The following is a 20,419-nucleotide window of genomic DNA, read 5'->3' as shown; positions in this document are numbered from 1 at the left end:
TCTGGTTCTTGAAAGCGGCCAAGTATCGCTTTCAAGAGCCAGGAGATTTGTGAACTATCAAAAGCTAAAGTGGAAATTTCTGGTCTTAAAGTGTGGAAAAAACCTGGATTGCTGCGGCGACCCCGGTTACACGAATGACGTGCTAAGATTTCTTGCCTTCAGGCGCCTGTTGTTTAATAACTAGCAGTAATTAAGCATGTAACACAATCTATCTAAAGTAGTATAAAAATTTTGGTTATTCAGTAGATAATATGCCAAATACGTCTGTAAATCGCTTGAAACCTTTGCCAGGCAATAATAAAAGTCTTTATTCTTAGCATTTTAGGCTTGATGATGAAATTGATGCTAAAACTGCCTTTAAGTCCTGATTTTCAAGGCATTTTACAGACTTTAGACATTGTAGTGTTTTCAATTTCCTTATCAACTTAATTGCGGGTTTGACTGCTTATACCTATTTGCCTTAACAACCATTTCTTGACATCTACCCCAAAGACTTACCTGCTCTACATCCTGCTATTTTTAGTTCGTCGAACTCGCATTTCTTTATTAAATCCAAAATCCAATATTCGGTCATAAGTCATTTTCGGTTATCACGAAAGACAATGGACACATGACGGTGGACAGAGGACAAAGGAAAAATGAGCAATGTATTTCGGGAATTTCTGCAAAAAGTAGGCAGCGGAAACCACACAGCCGAGAATTTAACTCGCGCCCAAGCAGCCACCGCTACTAAAATGATGCTGCTGGGTGAAGCGACACCAGCCCAAATCGGGGCGTTTTTGATTGCTCATCGAATCAAGCGTCCTACGGGAGAAGAGTTAGCTGGAATGTTGGATGCTTATGAGGAACTGGGGCCAAAACTGCAACCCATAGCCTCTGGGCGACCAGCGATCGCTCTTGGCATCCCTTATGATGGTAGAACACGCACAGCACCAATTAGTCCCGTCACAGCTTTATTACTTGCCGCAGTGGGACAACCAGTGGTAATGCATGGTGGCGATCGCCTACCCACCAAGTACGGCTTACCCCTGATAGATATTTGGCAGGGTTTAGGAGTCGATTGGACTACTTTACCCCTAGCACAAACTCAACAAGTGTTTGAGCAAACGGGAATCGGCTTTATTTATCTACCTCAGCATTTTCCCTTAACTACAAGTATTTGGGAGTACCGCGACCAACTTGGCAAACGTCCGCCGTTGGCGACAATGGAGCTAATTTGGTGTCCTTATGCTGGGGATGCTCACGTAATTGCTGGGTTTGTCCATCCGCCAACAGAAGGAATGTTTCAGATCGCTCTCGGACTGCGAGGAGTGACAAAATTTACATTAGTCAAAGGATTGGAAGGTAGTTGCGACTTACCGCGCGATCGCACTGCAATCATCAGCTTATCTTCATCCGTAGCACCCCAAGAGGTAGAACGATTGCACCTCGTACCGCGCGATTACGGCTTTACTACCAAGAACGTACCCCTTGGAACTACTGAAGAACTGGTGGCGGATATTCAAGAGGTTTTGGCAGGTAAACCAGGTGAATTGATGCAAACAGCCTTGTGGAATGGCGGATTTTATCTATGGCGGAGTGGTATTTGTTCAGATATGGCAGAGGGTTTAGCTAAAGCAGAAGAATTATTAACCAATGGTGTAGTAGCAGCTAAACTCCAAGAACTGAGCCAAGTAGTAAATTCAGTGTCAGCAGAGATACCTTTTAGGGTGTCAACGACTTCTCCAAAATAGATTTTTGTTCCAACCAATCTTTACCTACCTGGATACTGATATCTGAGCCAAGGTTGCCAGTGCTTTCCACCCGCACTTCTCCAAATCCCAAAGTGCCGCGAATTGACTCGGCACTGTCACCATCTCCTTGTTGGGCGACAATGTGAGTTACGTCTAGAGGTTCACCCCATGCCTTGGCCACATAGATGTTGCGATATCCAGATTTTTCCAAGGCTCTAATTAACGGTTGGAGGTTAGAGCGATCGCCACCTGTACTATCTTGAATTGCTACACGCAAAGAGCGGGGGTTAGTTGTAGTTGCCAGCTGTTCCTGTTCTGACTCCAAACCAAAGTGTTGAGCCATCAGTTTCGCAATCCCATCTTTGTTGGGCAACCAATAGCTAGCGTCATACTCATTCTTCTCGCTAAAGCGACCTGGCAGCATTAACATTTGCATATTAGAGCGATTTGTCCGCACCCCAAAACCCATTAACGCCACTAACTCTTCAACCGTCAAGTTAGTATCAATGTGGTCTTTCACGACATCAAGAACTTTAGGTAATTGAGCAACAGTAGCTGGGTTGAGTGTTTGATCCATCAAAGCACGCATGACCATTTGCTGGCGCTGAATCCGACCAATATCACCGAGTTCGTCATGGCGAAAACGCAGCAATTGCAATGTTTGCTCGCCGTTGAGATGCTGCTTACCAGCCTTCAAATTGATGTACAAATGCTGAGAATCATCTTGATATTTCATATCTTTAGGGACGTAAACAGTCACGCCACCCAAAGCATCAATCAGCTTGGCAACTCCCAAAACGTTAATTCGGATATAGCGATCGATTCCCGCTCCTCCTAAGAGATTACTAACAGTTCTGGCAGTCAAAGCTGGCCCACCTTCAACGTTGGCGGAATTAATTTTTTTCACTCCATAACCCTCTATTTGTGTGCGGGTATCTCTGGGAATGGAGAGCATATTTATTTTTTTTGTCTCTGGATCGAATTTGACCAAGAGCATCACATCAGAAAGACCATCAAAGGAGTTGACTTGGGGCAGGTATTTGAGATTTTTGGTATCTTCAGGAGGGTTTTGGATATCTGGGGGAAGTACGCTCATTCCCATCACCAAAAGATTCACTGGACGAGTTAATTCTGAAAATCGCAGCACACCTCCAGAAATGCGATCGCTATCAAAAGCCGCCTCATCCTTTGGAGTTAGCTGCGCTTGTTGCAAAGGCGTACTGGTCAAAGACACTGCTAAAAGCGCCCCCGCTGTTGCAGATACCATCGCAATACCACCCATACCTACCCAAAACCACAGCCAACGTCCTGATGTCGAGTTTTGGGGAATTTTTTTATTGGACTTTGAGGCTTTTCCCGACTGGTTTTCTTCCGCCGAACTTCTTTGAATGGTCACAGACTTCCTCACACTTACTCACTAATCAAATTCAGTAATTTTGCAGACTAAAAACACCCAAACAAATCAACCCATAATAGCTAACTCTTAATTATCGGTGCTAACTTTTTTAATGTAGTGTCAACCACAACACTTATAGCAGCATTTATTCTTTTTTTGGGACAACCTGGAGATGTTTTACTGAAGTATGGCAATAATAAACTGGATTTGACTAGATATATAGAGAAATCAGCCAGAAATTTTCCAAAATTCAGTAAAAACACCGACAATTTATCACCTTAAAAAATTAAGATAAATACTTGCCAAACACTCGTTCAGCTAAATTACTAAACCCTGGTAAACGACTAGATTTGCCCTGGATTAGGCGTAAAATCAACCAAATACTTACTAAAAAGTAACCTGACGTGAGAAAGCTATTGAGGATAAATAGACGTAGCGGAAAAAAATCTGAAGTTGCTGCTCCGGTAGCTAATAATAGATAGCTCAACAACCAAGTAAGTGCCAAAGTAATAGACAGGCGACTAATAGCAAGTTGTTCCCGATTACCCTGGCCCCGATAGAGCGTCCACAAGGATGGAAAAAAGCCGACGATCGGAACTAAATGTAAAAACAACTGTGTTTTGGGCATTGGGGATGGGACATTATTATTCTCCCCCTGCTCCCCTGCTCCCCCGCTCCCCTGCCCCCCTGCTTCCCTGCTCCCCCACTCCCCATTCTCTTTTGGTTCAAAATTCTTCATTGGGGTTAGTCTAACTCCTAAACTAGAAGGATGAATAAGACTCATATAGTTAGAGATAATAAGCTGTAAAGAAAAATTTCATTTAGTTCTATTCCGCAATCAGCTCAAAATGCAGACACGTAAGCTACTCGACTGGTGGCAAACATTTACTCCAATAGCGCGAATCGGGGCGATCGCGCTATTCGCTCCGCTGCTAGTTCTCAATGGTTGGGCAATTTCGGTCTTTTTCAATTATTTCCATTCTCTCATAGTCATTTTAGTCGGAGCCTCAGTGCTAGCATTTCTGCTCAACTACCCCGTGAGCTGGATGGAGCATCAGGGTGCTAGGCGAGAGCAAGTTGCTATTTTAGTATTTCTCTTGGCTTTATCGATTTTATTGGCGTTGGGTGTGACACTTTTTCCCTTGGCTCTTACCCAAGCACAACAACTGGTGGCGCGTTTGCCAGATTTAATCGACTCTGGACGCTCTCAGTTAATGATCTTAAACGGAAAAGCTGAGACTTTTGGCTTACCGATTAACCTCGATGCTCTGGTGGTGCAAATCAACGATCGCGTCAAAGGACAATTACAAGCGATCGCCGGACAAGTTTTAAATCTAGCTGTACTCACAGTTACTAGTCTGCTAGATATTCTCTTGACGATGGTTTTGACTTTTTATCTTTTACAGCATGGGGGTGAACTCTGGCAAAGTTTAGTCGAATGGCTACCTAACAAATTTCGCGAGCCTTTCTCTAAAACAGTCCGCTTAAGCTTCCAAAATTTTTTCATCACCCAGTTGATTTTATCTACCTGTATGGCTTCAGCCCTTATTCCTACCTTTTTGTGGTTGAAAGTGCCGTTTGGGTTGCTATTTGGACTAACTATTGGCCTGATGGCTCTCGTCCCCTTTGGCGGTTCTGTAGGCATTGCAATGACTACACTGTTGGTGGCGTTGCAAGATTTTTCAATGGGTGTGAGAGTGTTGATCGCAGCGGTAATTGTACAGCAAATTCTCGAAAACTTAATTGCCCCCCGAATTTTAGGCAGTTTTACCGGTTTAAATCCAGTTTGGATTTTAATTTCGGTCTTAACAGGGGCAAGAATTGGCGGATTGTTGGGTGTAATTGTGGCAGTACCTACAGCTGTTGTGATTAAGACTGCTTTAAGTGCCTTGCGTCCTGGTGGCGGGATAAACGACAGCGCCACTGGGGAGATAACTGCATCCGTTCCAGGAAATGAGTCCTCGAAAGCTGACGCCAACAAAACTTTGAGCATTTCTGAAGCAACATTGCCTTAATACAAGAAGGCAGGAGCAGGAAGTGTATCATCAGTTATTTATCAGGAACGGTAAGGGGCAAGGGAAAGGATAAAAAGCTATTGCTCGTATGGTGGGCGACTATTATCAACCCTTTACCCCTCTTATTTATTTATTTATTAAATTCTGTTGCGATCGATTGTTTAATATAAAAGATTTTCCAAATACTGTGAAAAGTCAATCCTTGCCACAAGACCTAGATGGCAATTGGTGTTTTGCTTCGATGTTCTAGATAGCCAAGATCCGAACGGGTGCGTTCTCGTTTTTTCGCAACCCGTTTCTGACAACTTTTTCAAACTCAACAACTACGGCACTCATAATCATGAAAAAACTAGAAGGAAAAATTGCAGTCGTTACGGGTGCATCCAAAGGAATTGGTGCTTCTATTGCCAAACATCTGGCAGCCGAAGGTGCAGCAGTTGTCGTCAACTATTCATCTAGCAAAGAAGGAGCCGATCGCGTTGTCGCCGAGATTCTCAGCGAGGGCGGTAAGGCGATCGCAGTACAGGCAAATGTTGCGAAAAAGGTAGAGATCGAACATCTTTTTGCAGAGACACAGCAGGTATTTGGCAAGCTGGATATCTTGGTCAACAATGCCGGAATTTACGAATTTTCCCCAATCGAAGACATCACTGAAGAGCATTTTCACAAGCAGTTCGATCTGAATGTGCTGGGATTAATCCTCACTTCACAACAAGGAGTAAAGCACTTCGGATCGGGGGGCGGTAGCATCATCAATATCAGTTCAATCGTTAGCACCCTTGCGCCCGCTAACAGCTTGGTCTATAGCGCCACTAAAGCGGCTGTCGATGCCGTCACGAAGTCGCTAGCCAAAGAACTGGGTTCACGCAACATTCGTGTCAATTCCATCAATCCTGGGATGGTGGAAACGGAGGGCACGCACACAGCAGGAATGACCGTAGCCAAGAGCGAAGGCCGCCAACAGATTGAAGCGCAAACCCCCCTTGGTCGCATCGGACAGCCACAGGATATCGCACCTGCCGTTGTCTTCCTGGCATCCTCTGATTCAGCATGGATCACCGGCGAAACGCTGTACATATCGGGTGGACTTCGCTAGGTGTTCGGCGCGGTTACTTTAGCTCAATAGACATCTGGTGAAATTAATGATGCGTTACCTGAAACCCTTGTAGAGACGTTATATATAACGTCTCTACATTCATTGTCGGAGATGTCTTAAATCATTTTGAACTATTTTTTACATAAATCTAGGACTTACGCATTGACAAGAAATACTAAATATGAGTATGTTTAAAAACCACATTTTTTGTAAGGGCACAGCATGGTCTATTTACGTAGTTGACCGCCGTAGGCATCGCAGGATAATTAAGAAAAGCCTGAAATAACCTCTTTTAGTTAACGCACATCACGATGCATTTGTACAGTGCGTAAGTTCTAAAATCTAATTTTCCGAATAATTATCGAATTTCTCTTTTAGGGAAGGAAACCACTTTGCAAGAAGCGCTTTTAAATTGCAGCAGCGGTGAAATTGTTAGGTTCTGCACTTGCCGATCAATACCATCTCCCTGAATAATCACTTGGGAACGTGACTGAATTAATTCCTGTATCTGTGGGCAACCTAGAACAGAAGTCAGTTCTGTTAAAGCAAAGAGAAATTCTGTGTTTAATTTATCTAACGATGGTCGCAATGTCTGATTTAAGTCTGGCACGTTAGCAAAAGATTTAATGCCTTGCTTTTGCCAGTTTTGAAAATCAGCGGTTTGGATGAATTTTCCGGCTTCTATTTGTGCTTGAAAAAATGCTGCAACTCTATCGGGTTCTAGACTATGGGTTGTAGCTTGTTGCCTAACCTTTAATAGTAACTCTTGTTCGCGCTTTAGATCCTCAATCGGACGTTTTTGATTCCATTTCCAACGGGCTACATCATGTGCAATTAACAATCGCTGCTGGATCAATTTTAGTAATTTATCTACAGATCGTTGTTGTTCTGCGCTCGTAATAGCTTGGGGATTTACTAATTTTACTGACCCAGAATTTTGGGCAGCAACTACTGTACTACTGAAAAAAAGCCCAAAAAAAATGATGCTGACAAACAACAGTGGATGCTTTCTAAAAAAACTTAAATTCATCTCAAAAAGTTTATACGCCTGGCTACTTAGTATGAATTATCAGTAAATGTATAGGAATACAGTATTTTTAATCTCAAACAAAATATCTCATAGTTACTGACAAAAAGCAAATTCCGGCTTATACGGGTATTGAGAAAATACATCATCAAGTTACCAAAAACAAAAAGGATACAGAGCAACTAAATTTCTTTATGGGGATCGATAATGCAAGAATTTTGAATTCGGAGCGATCGCCCTTGGCGTCTCGTAGAGAAGCGACGTGACCTCGCATGTTCGGAAAACTGAATGTAATAAGGATCGCAGAATAGAGTTGCTGGTATGTACAATTCTTGACGGGTTAAGGCCATGAAGAAGGGTGTGGGGTGTAGGGGGTAGGGTGTAGGGGAGAAGACGGCATTGGTCAGGGCTTGGAACCCCGACCAACGCAATCGTTTTAAAAAACGGGGCTTCAGACCTACTGATTGTTGGGGCTATTTCTTCCCCCACACCCCAACGGGGCTAGGTCATAAACAATTTGTCAATCAGTAATAGTTGGCAAGAATACACTTGGTTGTGCATTGATGAGATAAGTAGATGTAGAGCCGATTTCTTTAGTTAAAGATGACTTTTCTCAGTACTGGCACAATTCACGCCTTGAGAGTACAGCTTGAAATGAACTCTGCAAAAATTGCTATTTGCTGAGTAAATTGGGATATAGATGCGGAAAATTTTTCTGGGTAAACTTGACCAGCAAATGGTAATGAAAAACTATTATCAAGATTTTTTAATTCGTGATTGGGTGAAAAGCGATCGCACAAGAGCCGCTGAAGTCATCAGTTATGTATTATCAGAATACGGTCTGGCTTGGGAACCCAAGGGTGCTGACCAAGATGTGCTGCGAGTAGAGGAATGTTATTTGGCTACTGGGGGAGAGTTTTGGGTAATTGAACACCAAAGTCAGTTAGTAGGTACTGGAGCATACTACCCCATACACCGAGGCGAAAAAGCTGTAGAAATCCGCAAAATGTATCTTTTACCCAGCATCAGGGGTTTAGGATTAGGGAAATATTTGTTACAACAGCTAGAAGCAGCGATCGCAAAGCGTGGTTTTCAGCAAATTTGGATTGAAACCGCCAGTGTTTTGGTGGAAGCAGTCAAGCTGTATGAAAGCAATGGCTACACTCCAGCAACGGGTGTAGAAACAACAAGATGCGATCGCGTTTATGTTAAGTCATTGGTCAAAGACTAATGACTAATGACCAATGACAAAGGACAATTCTAAATGCACGCTTGGATTAAAAATCTCACAGGCTTACTCAATCTTTTTCTCCAATCCCATTGCCCTCTATGTCAACGCGCAACTTCCCAAGAATTCTGTCATAACTGCACCAGACAACTGCAAAAATGTCAACGTAAAGACCCGATTTCTCTATGGCAAGAGCCTATACCTGTGTTTGGCTGGGGGGAATATGGTGGCCCTGTGAAACGAGCGATCGCAGCGATGAAATACGAAAATCAACCCCAAATAGCTCGTCCTTTAGGTCAATGGTTAGGGGAAGCATGGTTGTTAAATTCACCGAAGCGAGATAGCCAGGCTGTAGTAGTTCCTATCCCACTCCACGCTAGCAAACAAAAACAACGTAAATACAATCAAGCCGCACTGATTGCACAAAGTTTCTGTGAAATAACCGGATTAAAATTGAAACTAAACGGTTTAGCAAGAGTGCGAGAAACTGAAGCGCAGTTTGGTTTGTCGGTATCTAAACGAGAAAAAAACTTGAACCAAGCTTTTGCTATTGGGCAAGAATTTCGCCATCGTCCTCCAAATGTCCCAGTGCTGTTAGTGGACGACATTTATACTACTGGTGCTACTGCCAGGTCTGCTGTGCAAACACTTCGTCAGTATGGAATTGTGGTCTTAGGATTAGTTGCTGTAGCCACTGCCGTCAAAGACGGATAAATTAAGAAGCAATAGGCAAGCTTTGACAGATAAGTACATAAATTGACCGAATTACCCTATTTTTGTAGAAAAATTTCTTGAAATGTATGAATAAAGTTTTGGCGGCAGGTTTAAAACAACTCATCATCATTCCTGCCACATTGCTGGCAATAGGCATTAGTACCAGTGCAGCTTTTGCTCAAAATAAATTGTATAGTCCAATTCCTTTATCTAACAGTACTGAAATTGACGATCGCCTTTCGGATAAAGATATTCCCACCGGTCAAGGTGGGTTTGCCCGTGATTACACAGTGAAGTTACAGAAGGGTGATAATTTAGCAGTTGACCTGTCATCAGAAAACTTTGACAGCATCATCACACTGCTGGCACCTGATGGTACAACTCTGGCTGAAAATGATGATGGCCCTGATGGTAGTAGCAATTCCTTACTATTTACTCGCATCGTAGAGACAGGAAATTATGTTATTCGCGTCCGGTCTTTTGGGGAAACTGGGGTTGGGGCTTTTAAACTCAAAGTGACAAAGTTGCAACCGATTAAATGAAGTAGTCATTTGTCATTGGGCATAGGAAGAAGCAGAGGTGCAAAGCGGAAAGACTTACTGCTACTTCTCCTCTGCTCCCCCCACTCCCTATTTCTTAAAAAATGGTCAATACGCAGAGAAATAAGGCTTCAGTCCACTCAACGACTGCGCCGTAGGTATCTCCAGTGTGTCCGCCTAGTTTATGGTTGAACCATGCACCAGTTAAAGTGGCGATCGCACTTCCAATAACTATCATTGTCAGTGCGAGAAATAGCTGCTGTTTATCTATCAGCCAAAGTAAACCACTCAAACTAAACAACAACAACAATCCCGGTAACAAATCTTTATAAGAACGAATGGCTTGTTTGTGAAATGCGCCTTTACCAGTTGCTTTCAGATAAGGATATCGGGCGATCGCTAATTGTTGTCCCCAACGTCCCCAGCCACAAGCAGCCATCAGCAATAACCAACGGTTTTCTGGCATATCCGTCAAAGCTGTTATTTTCAGTATCACCAAGGCGATCGCAGCCATTGCTCCAAAGGCTCCTGTAGCACTATCTGCCATTACCTCCAATCGCCGATCTGGGTCGCCTACTGCTAAACCATCGGCAGTATCCATTGCCCCATCTAAGTGCAATCCTCCAGTTATGGCAATCCAAACACTTACTACAAAAGCACTACGAGTTAACACGGGCATCCCCAGATAATCCATCCCCGTATCCAGAAACCCTAAAATTCCCCCAATTATTAACCCAACAAGCGAAGCAAGATGTGCTACCCCCCGAAAGTCCAATCCGTTTAAATACGGCAGTGGAATTATTGTGTAAAATATTATACTAGCCGCCAGCTTTAACAGCAGCTTTTTCCACCACTGTTGCTGTTTCGTCATCTGAATTACATTAATTTTTGGTAAATTGCTGGATAATACTAATAATTTCGGTACAACCGACATCAGTAGACTTTAAAACTTTAAATAAGATTTACTTCCATTAAACATTCTCGTTGAAAATTTTGTTATGCTGGTCTAAGTGGTAAAAAAATAATTTTGAGTAATTTTTTATACAAAAACGAGTAACTTAGGAAGTTAAAATTCCATCAGGGAGCAAAATTTGTGTTTTGTATTCGTTAACTAAAAACTTACTCCAAATTATTAGACGATTGCCCCACAAAATTGATATTTTTTTAAATGTAGGGAGTAAACAAGCTATTCAATTATGACAGTTTAGCTATGTTGTTGCTCTCCTTAGCTCAATCGCAATTTTCCTATGAGTCACCATCTACCCGACACCAGGATACCAGCTCCGTGCATTATTAACACGGGCATCATTGTGAATAAGCTCGACATCCGGCGATTGCTGGCAGATTTAGGTCGAGTCCACTACATCTACACCCAAGAAGATAAGGTACTGAGCGAGGGTGAAGGGGATGTGATGGAAGTTTTTGCCAATCCGCAAAGGTCTACCTTAGTGGCTAACCGCGCGCTATATCTGAATGTTTGTAGTTTTGATTACTTGGAACTAAAACAGTCGTCGCAACAAGAAACCTACTTCGATTTGATGCAAGATGGAGTGTGTCTGCGGTTAATTCCCCGATCGACTCCTTTACAAGAGCGACGAGAGCGAAGCTTCAATGTCAGCGCCATAGAAGCGATGATGGAACAAGTACTCTCAGCCAGGTGGGATGCAGAAATTGACGATGACTGTTCTGATTCTTTCTAAATAACAATTATTTAGAGTATATACTCGTAAAGTTGGTAACTAGGTTAGTAATGAATGCTTAAGTGTTCGCTAAAACTCAATTACCAATTTTGATGTTTGGTCATAATTTAGCCAAATAATATTAATTTTGCCCTAATACCATTTGGTTTTATGGCTGCTAGTAGCGCAAGGCAAAAGCCAAAAGTCAAAAAGCTTTCATTTTGGGCTTTCTGGCTGTAATGAAATGGTAGGTTTATTTCTGCTGCGTTGTACTAGTTATGGATTTTTGAAACTCTTTGCCTATTAGTGTTTCACAATCCAAAATCTAAAATATAAAATTCCAAATGGCATGAGTGCGAATTTTTCTTTTCAATGTCTTGCTTGCTGTAGTCAAACCAAAGCTAGAGCAGGAGTGTTTTTCACCCCTCACGGTCTTGTAGAAACCCCCAGATTTATGCCAGTGGGAACACTGGCTAATGTCAAAACTATCACCCCAGCCCAGCTACGAGATACTGAGGCGCAAATGATCTTATCCAATACTTATCATCTTCACTTACAACCAGGAGAAGCGATCGTGGCTGGGGGTGGTGGGTTACACAAATTTATGGGTTGGAACGGCCCAATGCTCACAGATTCGGGTGGGTTTCAGGTCTTCAGCTTAAGCGAGATGCGAAAAATTACTGAAGAAGGCGTAACTTTTCGCTCACCTCATGATGGAAGAATTATTAACTTAACACCAGAGCGCTCCATTGAGATTCAAAATACTTTGGGGGCTGATGTGATTATGGCGTTTGATGAGTGTCCGCCCTACCCAGCGACTCGCCAAGAGGTAGAAACTGCAACTGAGCGCACTTACCGCTGGTTAGAACGCTGTATAACAGCTCATCAACGCAGCGATCAGGCGTTGTTTGGGATTGTGCAAGGGGGCGTGTATTTGGATTTGCGTTGCCGTGCGGCGGAAGCTTTGGCTAAGTTGGATTTGCCGGGATATGCGATTGGTGGCGTGAGTGTGGGAGAACCGCCAGAATTGATGGCTGAGATTGTCAAAGTGACAGCACCGCTTTTACCCCCAGAAAAGCCGCGTTACTTAATGGGTGTGGGTACTTACCGGGAAATGGCGATCGCGATCGCATCTGGTATAGATTTATTTGATTGCGTCATTCCCACTCGCTGGGCAAGACATGGTACAGCGATAGTCCAAGGCGGACGCTGGAATTTAAAAAATGCTAAGTTTCGTGAAGATTTTACGCCATTAGATGAAACTTGCCCATGCTACACTTGTCAAAATTTTAGCCGTGCTTACATATCTCATTTAGTGCGATCGCAGGAAATTTTGGCTTATACCTTGTTGAGTATTCACAACATTACCGAACTAATTCGCTTTACGCAAAAAATTAGAGAAGCAATATTGAGCGATCGCTTTGTCGCAGAATTTGGTCACTGGCTCAACTCATCTGAATCAGCATCAGATGAGGGTGAAATTACAAATGACTATTGACCAATGATCGATACTCAAACCATGTTAAGATACTTCTCAATTATGAAAGCTGTGTTGGATAGGTGGATTTAAACAAACATGGAAGCAGCACTTTTATTAGCAAAACTGCCAGAAGCTTACCAAATCTTCGATCCTTTGGTAGACGTTCTCCCAGTCATCCCGGTATTCTTCTTGTTGCTTGCTTTCGTTTGGCAAGCAGCTGTGGGATTTAGGTAAGTTAATCTATTTTTCAATTTATAGGACAGGTAGAGTACCTGTCCTATTTTTTTGTAGGGCTATGTTTTATAAAGTTAATCTTTATTAATATTTTGTAATGAATTATTATAAGAAATAAGATGTTAATTAGTCCATGTCAATATAAAGCCTTGAAAGCCAAGCCTACAGTCAAGGAGGAATCAGTTATGGGTAATATCAAATTCGTTAAAGAAAATAAAGAAGTAGTGGCAGCAGATGGTGCTAATCTCCGGCTCAAGGCGATACAAAATGGTATTGACATATATACATTGATTGGCAAGATGACTAATTGTGGTGGTAATGGTCAGTGTGGTACTTGTATTGTCGAGATAGTCGAAGGACTAGAAAATCTTTCCCCTCGCACAGACGTAGAAAACCGGAAATTCAAAAAAAAGCCAGAAAATTACCGCCTTGCCTGTCAAACTTTAGTCAATGGCTCAGTCAGCGTAGTCACGAAACCTTAGTTCTCCAATCTGCCATTGCTTCAATTTTTATCCACTCAGTAGTCAAAATACTTACCAAAATTAAGTTTCCTCTCTACGAGATGATATGCGGACATTTTGAATACTTTGACAAGCTCAGTACAAGTTTTGAATTTTGAATTGGTATAACTGTGTCATCGATAATGCTATCCTAATGTTGTTGACTGGAAATTAAAGAGAGGTTTTCTTGCCATGCAAGTTAATGACCTGGGGTTCATAGCGAGCATTTTGTTCGTACTAGTCCCTGCCGTGTTTTTACTAATTCTTTACATCCAAACTGCTAGCCGCGAAGGTGGAAAAGATAGTTAAGAGTTTGTGCATAAATAAATAACCCCTGCACCAATAGTGTAGGGGTTTTTATTTATCAACCAGCAACTTAGCGCTGAATAGTAAAGACAATAAAAGTCTTACTTTACTATTCGATCGCAACAATTATTATACTCAGCACTGTTGACTTTAAGCGATCGTCCGCGCTAACAATACCGGACAAGTGGCATTGACTCGAACATAGTCAGACAAGGAAGATCCGATGAGGCGATCTATATCAACAAAACTCTTAGCGATCGATGGACGACGATCTGGAGAACCGAGCAATAATAAGTCTATATTCAACTCTTCTGCCAATCGACAAATTTCTTCACCAGGTTTGCCACTGCTGATATAAGAACGAGATTGAATGCCTTGTTTCTGAGCTTCTGCAACAGCAGCTGCTAAAACTGGATATTTGTCGGAATTAACCTGGGTGATTTCTGATTTTTTACCGCCAAAATCTGTACTAATATTTGCCAAAATTAACTCGCCACCCGGAATATCTCGCAGTAAAAACAATGCCAATTTCAAGCAATTTTTTGCTGAATCAGAATTGTCTATCGCCACCATAATGCGCTTAATTCTTTTAACATAAATGTCATCTTTTACCAGCAACATGGGGCGAGAAGATAGCTGGAAAACATACTGACTGACTGAGTTCGATAAAATCGATTGCAGCCGCTTCAGTCCACGTGAACCCATAATAATCAAGTCAGCGTCGATTTCATCAGCTACTTGGCAAACCACATCTTTGGGATCGCCTTCACGCAAAATTGAAGAAACTTGGCTAGGATCTAAGTTCAAAGTTTGAATAGCATTCGCCAGAATTTTACCCCCATTTTCCCATTTAGTTGTCATGGTAGTAGCAGCATTTTGTGCTTGAACAACATGCAAAATCGTAACTTTTGCAGATTGAATGGAAGGGATTTCTTTCAGGGTTTTGAGCATTTCTTCTGCGTGTCCCAATCCCGATACAGCCAGCAAAATTCTTCTTATCATCTTACGTAATTTTTGTGAAGTTTACTTTTGTTTTCGCTGTTGGTACTTGGCTCTGGTCGGATTTTCACCACCTTGCTTGACAACCTAGTCAGTAAGTTGGCACAAATAAACTTTGTTTTTTAGTATTTAACACTCAAATAAATGACAAAGGATAAAAAACTAAACAAATATTTAAGTTTATTTGCACTTAGTTACTTAAACTTTCAACTAGACTTCAACTATTCAGCATACTCTCAATTTAGTCTGATGAACTTAATAAATTATGATGTTAGTTATTATTTTTAATCTATGTTTACTTTTGTTAATTAGAAGTTAGTTAAGTATTGCAAATAAATGCCAAAATAACTCTATAGTAAAATTGATTCAGTATAAGCCTTAAAAAGCGATCGCTCTCGACTTGGATAGTCTACATTGTTCCTGATTTTCCCATATTCTCTGCTTTTTTAAGTGTTGTACAGTTTTGGTAAATCAGATAAGATTGCTATATCCGAACACCTGCAAAATGCAGGATAACAACATCCAAATTCGGATATTCTAATAGTCGAAATCATATTTAATGACTATATTGAAACCCTCCAGATTATATTTGGAGGGTTTGTTTGATGACTTGTGAGATTTGCTTAACTTAGAAGTGCCCCTGGTTGTCCGTTTTGGACTACAAAGGAAGCTAGGGTTTTCACAGAGGCATTCATATCAACGATGCTTGATACAACGCGATAGTCACTTTGCCAGCGTTTTGGAGTCAGGTTGCAGCGGACGTATCCTCGGTAAGCTCCGTCAAAGAACTTAGTATGGGGATTGTTGCTTAGAGAAGCTTGAACTGGAGCGATGAATGAGGTGGGAAAGTCAGAGGTAATTGAAGTTCCTACAAACTCAGTGCCTACCGTCGGTGAGTTTGGGTTATTAAAGTCAAGCTTGAGGTTGTGTACCCAACTAGAATGGATGTCTCCAGTAATTACCACTGGATTAGAGGGTTGGCGCTGGTTGAGAAAACTCAAAAGCCGATTACGTGCAGCCACGTAACCGTCCCACTGATCCACATTGAAGACACCCGCACCTGGATTACTATTGAAATTGTACTCGGCTAGCATGGTCTGTTGAGCAATCACATTCCAGCGCGATCGCGATTGGTCTAACCCTTTTCGTAGCCACTGTTCTTGTTCTGAGCCTGTCATGGTAGCATTTGTATCAAAAGCTTGGGGACAGCGAGGCTTAAGTCCGTCATCACAAGGTTGATTAGTGCGATACTGCCTCGTGTCTAGCACATTGAACTCAGCTAAATTACCGAAAGTCAACCGCCGATAAAGCAGCGCGTCTGGACCCTTGGGCAATGAAGACTGACGTAGAGGCATGTGTTCGTAGTAAGCTTGGTAAGCATTAGCTCGCCGTTTTCTAAAAGCCTCTTGGGTTTGGTTGTCTTCGGGAATTAAGTTGGCGTAGTTGTTGTCAACTTCATGATCGTCCCAAGTGACAATCCAGGGAAAAGCCGCATGAGCGGCTTGGAGATTTGGGTCAGTTTTGTACAAGGCATGGCGATCGCGATAGTCTTTAAGAGTGATAATTTCTGGACTATTATGCTGGCGCGGCCCACCAGACTGTGGCCCGTATTCGTAGATGTAATCACCCAGATGAACCACAAGGTCGAGATTTTCCTCAGCCAAATGGCGATAAGCCGTATAGTAGCCATTTTGCCAATCTTGACAGGAAACAAAAGCAAAGTTCAGTTGTTGGGTATAGCTATAAAATGCTGGTGCTGTGCGAGTCCGTCCAATGGGGCTAACCTCCTTACCCGCTTGAAATTGATACCAGTACCAACGGTTAGGGTCTAGTCCCCGGACATCAACGTGGACTGAGTGTGCTAATTCTGGTGTCGCTAGTACTGTTCCTCGTCGCACAACCTGTTTCATGTTTTCGTCAAGGGCAACTTGCCACCGCACTGGAACATTGACTAGTGACATTCCGCCTCCAGAGAGTGGATTTGGAGCCAGTCGTGTCCAGATAACAACACCATCCGGTAAAGGATCGCCAGAGGCAACACCAAGACTAAACGGATAGCTAGAAAACCTTGAGTTAGCCAATACCGGATGCCATTGGCTAGCTATTGTTAACCCCATTAAGAACCCTGCACCCAACAAAAAATTCCGCCGTTTGCACCGATTTGCTAGCAGGCGTGTACCATCCATAAGTTCCATATTGATCCCTTCCCAGATGTAAATACAGTTGGCATTCAGGAGGGTCAATTGCCAAAAGCACAAATAATGGCTTGATTTGACTTGTTTCCTAATTGCTGCTCAACCAAACACAAGGAACCTATCAACCCAGGATCAAGTAGAAATTAAGATTTTGTTAAGTTTAAAATTAAATTAGGGGATTGAGTATTGAAACTAGAAGAAATTTGTGGAAGATTTAGACCCAACACCAAAATAGTAAAGAATTTATGACAGTTAACAATACAGTTTTGGGAGGGATTGAAAGAGTTAAGCAATTGATGGCGTATGGAAAGGTTGAACAAAAAATTGATGCCCTTCTAGATGCTTTTGAGTATGGAGAAGCTGGCTTAGACTTGATTATTGAAGCTTTACAGAACTCAGAGATTGATGTTCAATAAGCAGCTTATTGGCTACTTCAGGAAAGTACAGAGCCAAAAGCTAAACTGGCATTACAGGCATACAACCCCTATTTATTTTTTGAGTATCTTTTTACTATTGAGATATACAGATGAAGTTCGTAAGATAGCTTGTGTAGATATAAACCAAGAGTTGCAAACCTTAGTTACTTATAATTATGACAACATAATTCAAGTGTGGAATATACAAACAAAACGAGTAATATGCACATTTCAGCCAGAAGCAACGAAGGAATTTGATAAAATCGCGATCGCAGCTAACAATCGCGTTTTAGGACTTTGGAATTGTAATGATTATGCTGAAGTGTGGGATCTAAAAACAAAAGAAAAAATCTTCACTATACATCGGCGCTCAGATTGGTTTTGGTATATTGCCTTTAGCCCAGATGGTCAATCATTTTTAAATGCTGTTGACGGAGAAATTTTTGAATTGTGGAGTATACAAGTAAAAGGAATAATTTCCTATATTTCTATGTCCGATCTGAGTCATAATTTTATCTATTCAAATTCGCAAGTTTTAGTGACTCAAGAACAAGGCTTTGACCAAAAGTATAAAATATGGGATTGGCAAACACAACAATTAATTTGCACCTTAAGTCTTTCAGGGTATATGCCTGTAATTACTGTCAATTGCGATCGACGCTTTTTACTTAGTGGTAGTCGAGAAAATGGAATTATCAAAGTGTGGAATATTCGGACAGGACATGAACTTTGTAGTCTCACAAGTCATTTATCATCAATTACTGGTCTTGCAATTAGCTCAGATGGACAGAAACTATTTGTTTGGAGTGGAGACAGCACCGTTGAGGTGTGGGGAATTTAATTTTTCACGGTGATTTGAGATAGTTTTACTTTAAAATTCAGAATTATACTGTATAAATTACGAATTATTTAAAACCTACCATTTCCCTGAACAATGTGCTTAACGGTGGTCAATGTTTCCAGGCTGATAAATCCCCGGCGATGACCTTTTTGGTTAGACATACCGAGAAATACTGAATCCCCCCGCGAAGGGTTGCGGGAAAAACGCGGGGAAGTATTGATGTAAGTAGAAGCACTGTTAACTCCTAAAGCAAACTGCCGACTTTCCTGGTAGGATTCAGTCACGATGGAGTCAGCATGACCACTGCTGTATTCATTAATCCAGGCGATCGCAGCCTCTAAGCTATCCACTAGTTTAAAAGCTACTGTCCTCGTTAAATAAGGGTTTCCCCATTCGCCTTCTTTTACCAGCTGCAACTGGGGAAAGGCTTGTACTAGTTCTGCATCTCCTTTAATTTCAAAGCCTTTTTCCATCAAGCTGTTCCACAGAACTGCTAAAGATGATGGCAAGGCTTGACGATGAATTAGTACTTTTTCAATGGCATTAACTTGATCGGGTTCGCTCTGATGACTATTAAGAATCATCCAGCGCACCATTTCTAAGCTGCTATTCAGCGACCAATAAAGGTAACAGTTACCCATTGCCGACTTTAAAACTGGGCAAGTTGATTGTCTGACTACCTGCTGCACTAAGCTAGAACGTCCGTAGGGAATCACTAAATTCACGTACTGGTCTTGGGTAACTAGATCCCGAACTGAAGCCCCATGTTCTGCTGTGATCAGTTCTAGACAGCCAGGAGCTAGACCAACTTCTGCGATCGCATTTTGCAGTGCCTCAGCAATAGCGGCGTTGGAATGGCTGGCTTCGGTACTGCCTTTGAGAATTATACAATTGCCAGTTTTGATACAAAAACCCGCTGCGATCGCCCCTAAATCGGGAAACGCCTCATAAATAAATCCAATCACTCCCAAAGGCATTAACTGGGTGTAACTTTGGGAATCTTCTAGTTGATAATCAGCGGTTCTAACACGTCGCAGCGGATCTGATAATTCCCCCAACCGTTTTAAAATGTCTACTGTCATCTCTAGCCTTGTGGGAGTCAGCTTCAGCCAGTCCAATATCAACTCAGGCACCGCCATTTCCCGACTGGCTTCTAAATCCAAGGTATTGGCTTCTAGAATGTCGTCAAATGAGCGCTCAATCGCTTTTGCCATTGCCAACACTGCACGACTTCGGTCTGCTCCTTTTGTTAGCGCCAACTTTAGGGAAGCTTGATAGGCTCGTTGGGCACTAGTAATCGGTTCGGGGTAGTCATACAATTCAACAGTCATTGAGTTAACGTCTGTAGGTAAGCCAGACCATTAGTGCTGGTAAGATAGCCAATAGCACCGCCACCATTGCCCAAGCAATAATGCTGGAACCATTTGCCAATCGCAGTGCTAATGGCAGCCATATAATCACTAGCACGAAAATAATCCCCAGCGCTATAGGCAAATAGCTTTCTCCCAAGCGGGGATGGACAACATGCCAACTATTTCCCATCCAACGCCAAGCCCGTTTGTAGGGATAGGTGGTGGAAAGCTGTTCTAAGACATGACCATTATCTTCTACAACAAAGATTTGCTGACAGCGATCGCAACCAAATGCTTCTGTCAACGTAATCGGAATTAGCTGACCCCGGCGACGACAGGGACAGGGGTATTCGGTATTGAAATCGATTTTTTCGGGTTTTTGAGATTGCACAAGCGTTCTAATAACTTGGGCGTGTTTTACACGAACTACGAGAATATAATGCCTTGGTAAACACCTTAGAGGCTTCTGTCTTTATATACATAGAAAGGCGATACAAACATTGCCCTGATTAAAAATAGTAGATGCCGCTAACTTTAAGTATACTATTTGCCAAATTAGTACAGAGTTATCTATTTGTAATCTTTCCCCATAGCTGGCGATCTTGTTTAAAAATTTCCTTCTCTTCATCTGTCGCTTTCAAGGTAATGTGGTTGCGTTTTTGGGGATTT

Annotated in this window: 22 protein-coding genes; 13 read left to right on the top strand and 9 right to left on the bottom strand. The window is 42.1% G+C overall.

Features of this window, described 5'->3' with window-relative positions:
- Window positions 1–638: 638 nt before the first annotated feature.
- A complete protein-coding gene (locus V7K53_RS12540; protein ID WP_335197820.1) occupies window positions 639–1,733 on the top strand; it encodes an anthranilate phosphoribosyltransferase family protein in 1,095 nt (364 codons plus the stop codon).
- Here the strand turns inward: V7K53_RS12540 and V7K53_RS12535 are convergent.
- Window positions 1,705–3,129: an LCP family protein gene (locus V7K53_RS12535; protein ID WP_335197819.1), complete on the bottom strand. Its 1,425-nt coding sequence runs from the start codon at window positions 3,127–3,129 to the stop codon at window positions 1,705–1,707. The two genes, V7K53_RS12540 and V7K53_RS12535, sit on opposite strands and share 29 nt — an antisense overlap.
- A 286-nt stretch (window positions 3,130–3,415) precedes the next feature.
- The gene (locus tag V7K53_RS12530; protein WP_335197835.1) at window positions 3,416–3,757 is read right to left on the bottom strand and encodes a hypothetical protein; all 342 of its coding nucleotides are present in this window, start codon (window positions 3,755–3,757) and stop codon (window positions 3,416–3,418) included.
- 220 nt (window positions 3,758–3,977) lie between these two features.
- Between V7K53_RS12530 and V7K53_RS12525 the strand changes: the two genes are divergently transcribed.
- Entirely contained in the window at window positions 3,978–5,144 is a 1,167-nt protein-coding gene (locus V7K53_RS12525; protein WP_335197818.1) for an AI-2E family transporter, read from the top strand.
- Between the two features lie 340 nt (window positions 5,145–5,484).
- Complete coding sequence (locus tag V7K53_RS12520) at window positions 5,485–6,240, top strand: SDR family NAD(P)-dependent oxidoreductase (protein WP_335197817.1); 756 nt, start codon at window positions 5,485–5,487, stop codon at window positions 6,238–6,240.
- 358 nt (window positions 6,241–6,598) lie between these two features.
- On the opposite strand, the gene aroQ is transcribed toward V7K53_RS12520, so the two are convergent.
- Both aroQ and V7K53_RS12510 read right to left on the bottom strand, forming a co-directional pair.
- Window positions 6,599–7,270 carry a gamma subclass chorismate mutase AroQ gene (aroQ, locus tag V7K53_RS12515; RefSeq protein WP_335197816.1) on the bottom strand — a complete coding sequence of 224 codons (672 nt, stop codon included), beginning with the start codon at window positions 7,268–7,270 and terminating at the stop codon, window positions 6,599–6,601.
- 179 nt (window positions 7,271–7,449) lie between these two features.
- A complete protein-coding gene (locus V7K53_RS12510) occupies window positions 7,450–7,617 on the bottom strand; it encodes a hypothetical protein (RefSeq protein ID WP_335197815.1) in 168 nt (55 codons plus the stop codon).
- 392 nt (window positions 7,618–8,009) lie between these two features.
- On the opposite strand from V7K53_RS12510, the gene V7K53_RS12505 reads away from it, so the two are divergent.
- From V7K53_RS12505 to V7K53_RS12495, 3 genes are all read left to right on the top strand, one after another.
- On the top strand, window positions 8,010–8,498 hold the full coding sequence (locus V7K53_RS12505; RefSeq protein WP_194045000.1) for a GNAT family N-acetyltransferase: 489 nt from the start codon (window positions 8,010–8,012) through the stop codon (window positions 8,496–8,498).
- Between the two features lie 33 nt (window positions 8,499–8,531).
- Window positions 8,532–9,209, top strand: a complete 678-nt coding sequence (locus V7K53_RS12500) for a ComF family protein (protein WP_335197814.1) — start codon at window positions 8,532–8,534, stop codon at window positions 9,207–9,209.
- A gap of 86 nt (window positions 9,210–9,295) precedes the next feature.
- The gene (locus V7K53_RS12495; RefSeq protein ID WP_335197813.1) at window positions 9,296–9,751 is read left to right on the top strand and encodes a PPC domain-containing protein; all 456 of its coding nucleotides are present in this window, start codon (window positions 9,296–9,298) and stop codon (window positions 9,749–9,751) included.
- Between the two features lie 94 nt (window positions 9,752–9,845).
- On the opposite strand, the gene cobS is transcribed toward V7K53_RS12495, so the two are convergent.
- Window positions 9,846–10,619 (bottom strand): adenosylcobinamide-GDP ribazoletransferase, encoded by a 774-nt coding sequence (cobS, locus tag V7K53_RS12490; protein ID WP_335197834.1) that lies wholly within the window; start codon window positions 10,617–10,619, stop codon window positions 9,846–9,848.
- Between the two features lie 376 nt (window positions 10,620–10,995).
- Between cobS and V7K53_RS12485 the strand changes: the two genes are divergently transcribed.
- From V7K53_RS12485 to psbM, 5 genes are all read left to right on the top strand, one after another.
- Window positions 10,996–11,448, top strand: coding sequence for a hypothetical protein (locus V7K53_RS12485; protein ID WP_099102673.1), 453 nt, complete (start codon window positions 10,996–10,998; stop codon window positions 11,446–11,448).
- Between the two features lie 328 nt (window positions 11,449–11,776).
- Window positions 11,777–12,925: a tRNA guanosine(34) transglycosylase Tgt gene (tgt, locus tag V7K53_RS12480; protein WP_335197812.1), complete on the top strand. Its 1,149-nt coding sequence runs from the start codon at window positions 11,777–11,779 to the stop codon at window positions 12,923–12,925.
- 78 nt (window positions 12,926–13,003) lie between these two features.
- On the top strand, window positions 13,004–13,141 hold the full coding sequence (locus V7K53_RS12475) for a photosystem II reaction center protein K (RefSeq protein WP_006195022.1): 138 nt from the start codon (window positions 13,004–13,006) through the stop codon (window positions 13,139–13,141).
- Window positions 13,142–13,326: 185 nt separating this feature from the next.
- Window positions 13,327–13,623 (top strand): 2Fe-2S iron-sulfur cluster-binding protein, encoded by a 297-nt coding sequence (locus V7K53_RS12470; RefSeq protein ID WP_335187075.1) that lies wholly within the window; start codon window positions 13,327–13,329, stop codon window positions 13,621–13,623.
- Window positions 13,624–13,833: 210 nt separating this feature from the next.
- Complete coding sequence (psbM, locus tag V7K53_RS12465) at window positions 13,834–13,950, top strand: photosystem II reaction center protein PsbM (protein ID WP_084227279.1); 117 nt, start codon at window positions 13,834–13,836, stop codon at window positions 13,948–13,950.
- 147 nt (window positions 13,951–14,097) lie between these two features.
- Here psbM and V7K53_RS12460 read toward each other — a convergent pair whose 3' ends face one another.
- The gene (locus tag V7K53_RS12460; protein ID WP_335187077.1) at window positions 14,098–14,949 is read right to left on the bottom strand and encodes a universal stress protein; all 852 of its coding nucleotides are present in this window, start codon (window positions 14,947–14,949) and stop codon (window positions 14,098–14,100) included.
- A gap of 620 nt (window positions 14,950–15,569) precedes the next feature.
- Window positions 15,570–17,141, bottom strand: coding sequence for an alkaline phosphatase D family protein (locus V7K53_RS12455; RefSeq protein ID WP_335197811.1), 1,572 nt, complete (start codon window positions 17,139–17,141; stop codon window positions 15,570–15,572).
- A gap of 245 nt (window positions 17,142–17,386) precedes the next feature.
- Here V7K53_RS12455 and V7K53_RS12450 point away from each other — a divergent pair, with 245 nt between their 5' ends.
- Both V7K53_RS12450 and V7K53_RS12445 read left to right on the top strand, forming a co-directional pair.
- A complete protein-coding gene (locus tag V7K53_RS12450) occupies window positions 17,387–17,557 on the top strand; it encodes a hypothetical protein (RefSeq protein WP_335197809.1) in 171 nt (56 codons plus the stop codon).
- 97 nt (window positions 17,558–17,654) lie between these two features.
- Window positions 17,655–18,398 (top strand): WD40 repeat domain-containing protein, encoded by a 744-nt coding sequence (locus V7K53_RS12445; RefSeq protein ID WP_335197808.1) that lies wholly within the window; start codon window positions 17,655–17,657, stop codon window positions 18,396–18,398.
- 68 nt (window positions 18,399–18,466) lie between these two features.
- Here the strand turns inward: V7K53_RS12445 and V7K53_RS12440 are convergent, their stop codons facing one another.
- Window positions 18,467–19,729: a glutamate-5-semialdehyde dehydrogenase gene (locus V7K53_RS12440; RefSeq protein ID WP_335197807.1), complete on the bottom strand. Its 1,263-nt coding sequence runs from the start codon at window positions 19,727–19,729 to the stop codon at window positions 18,467–18,469.
- A gap of 4 nt (window positions 19,730–19,733) precedes the next feature.
- The gene (locus V7K53_RS12435; RefSeq protein ID WP_094348002.1) at window positions 19,734–20,141 is read right to left on the bottom strand and encodes a hypothetical protein; all 408 of its coding nucleotides are present in this window, start codon (window positions 20,139–20,141) and stop codon (window positions 19,734–19,736) included.
- Window positions 20,142–20,419 lie beyond the last annotated feature (278 nt).

Source organism: Nostoc sp., from assembly GCF_036917355.1.
Lineage (GTDB): Bacteria > Cyanobacteriota > Cyanobacteriia > Cyanobacteriales > Nostocaceae > Nostoc.
The sequence above is the reverse complement of the archived record's forward strand: the minus strand, read 5'-3'. Positions and strand labels throughout refer to the sequence as shown.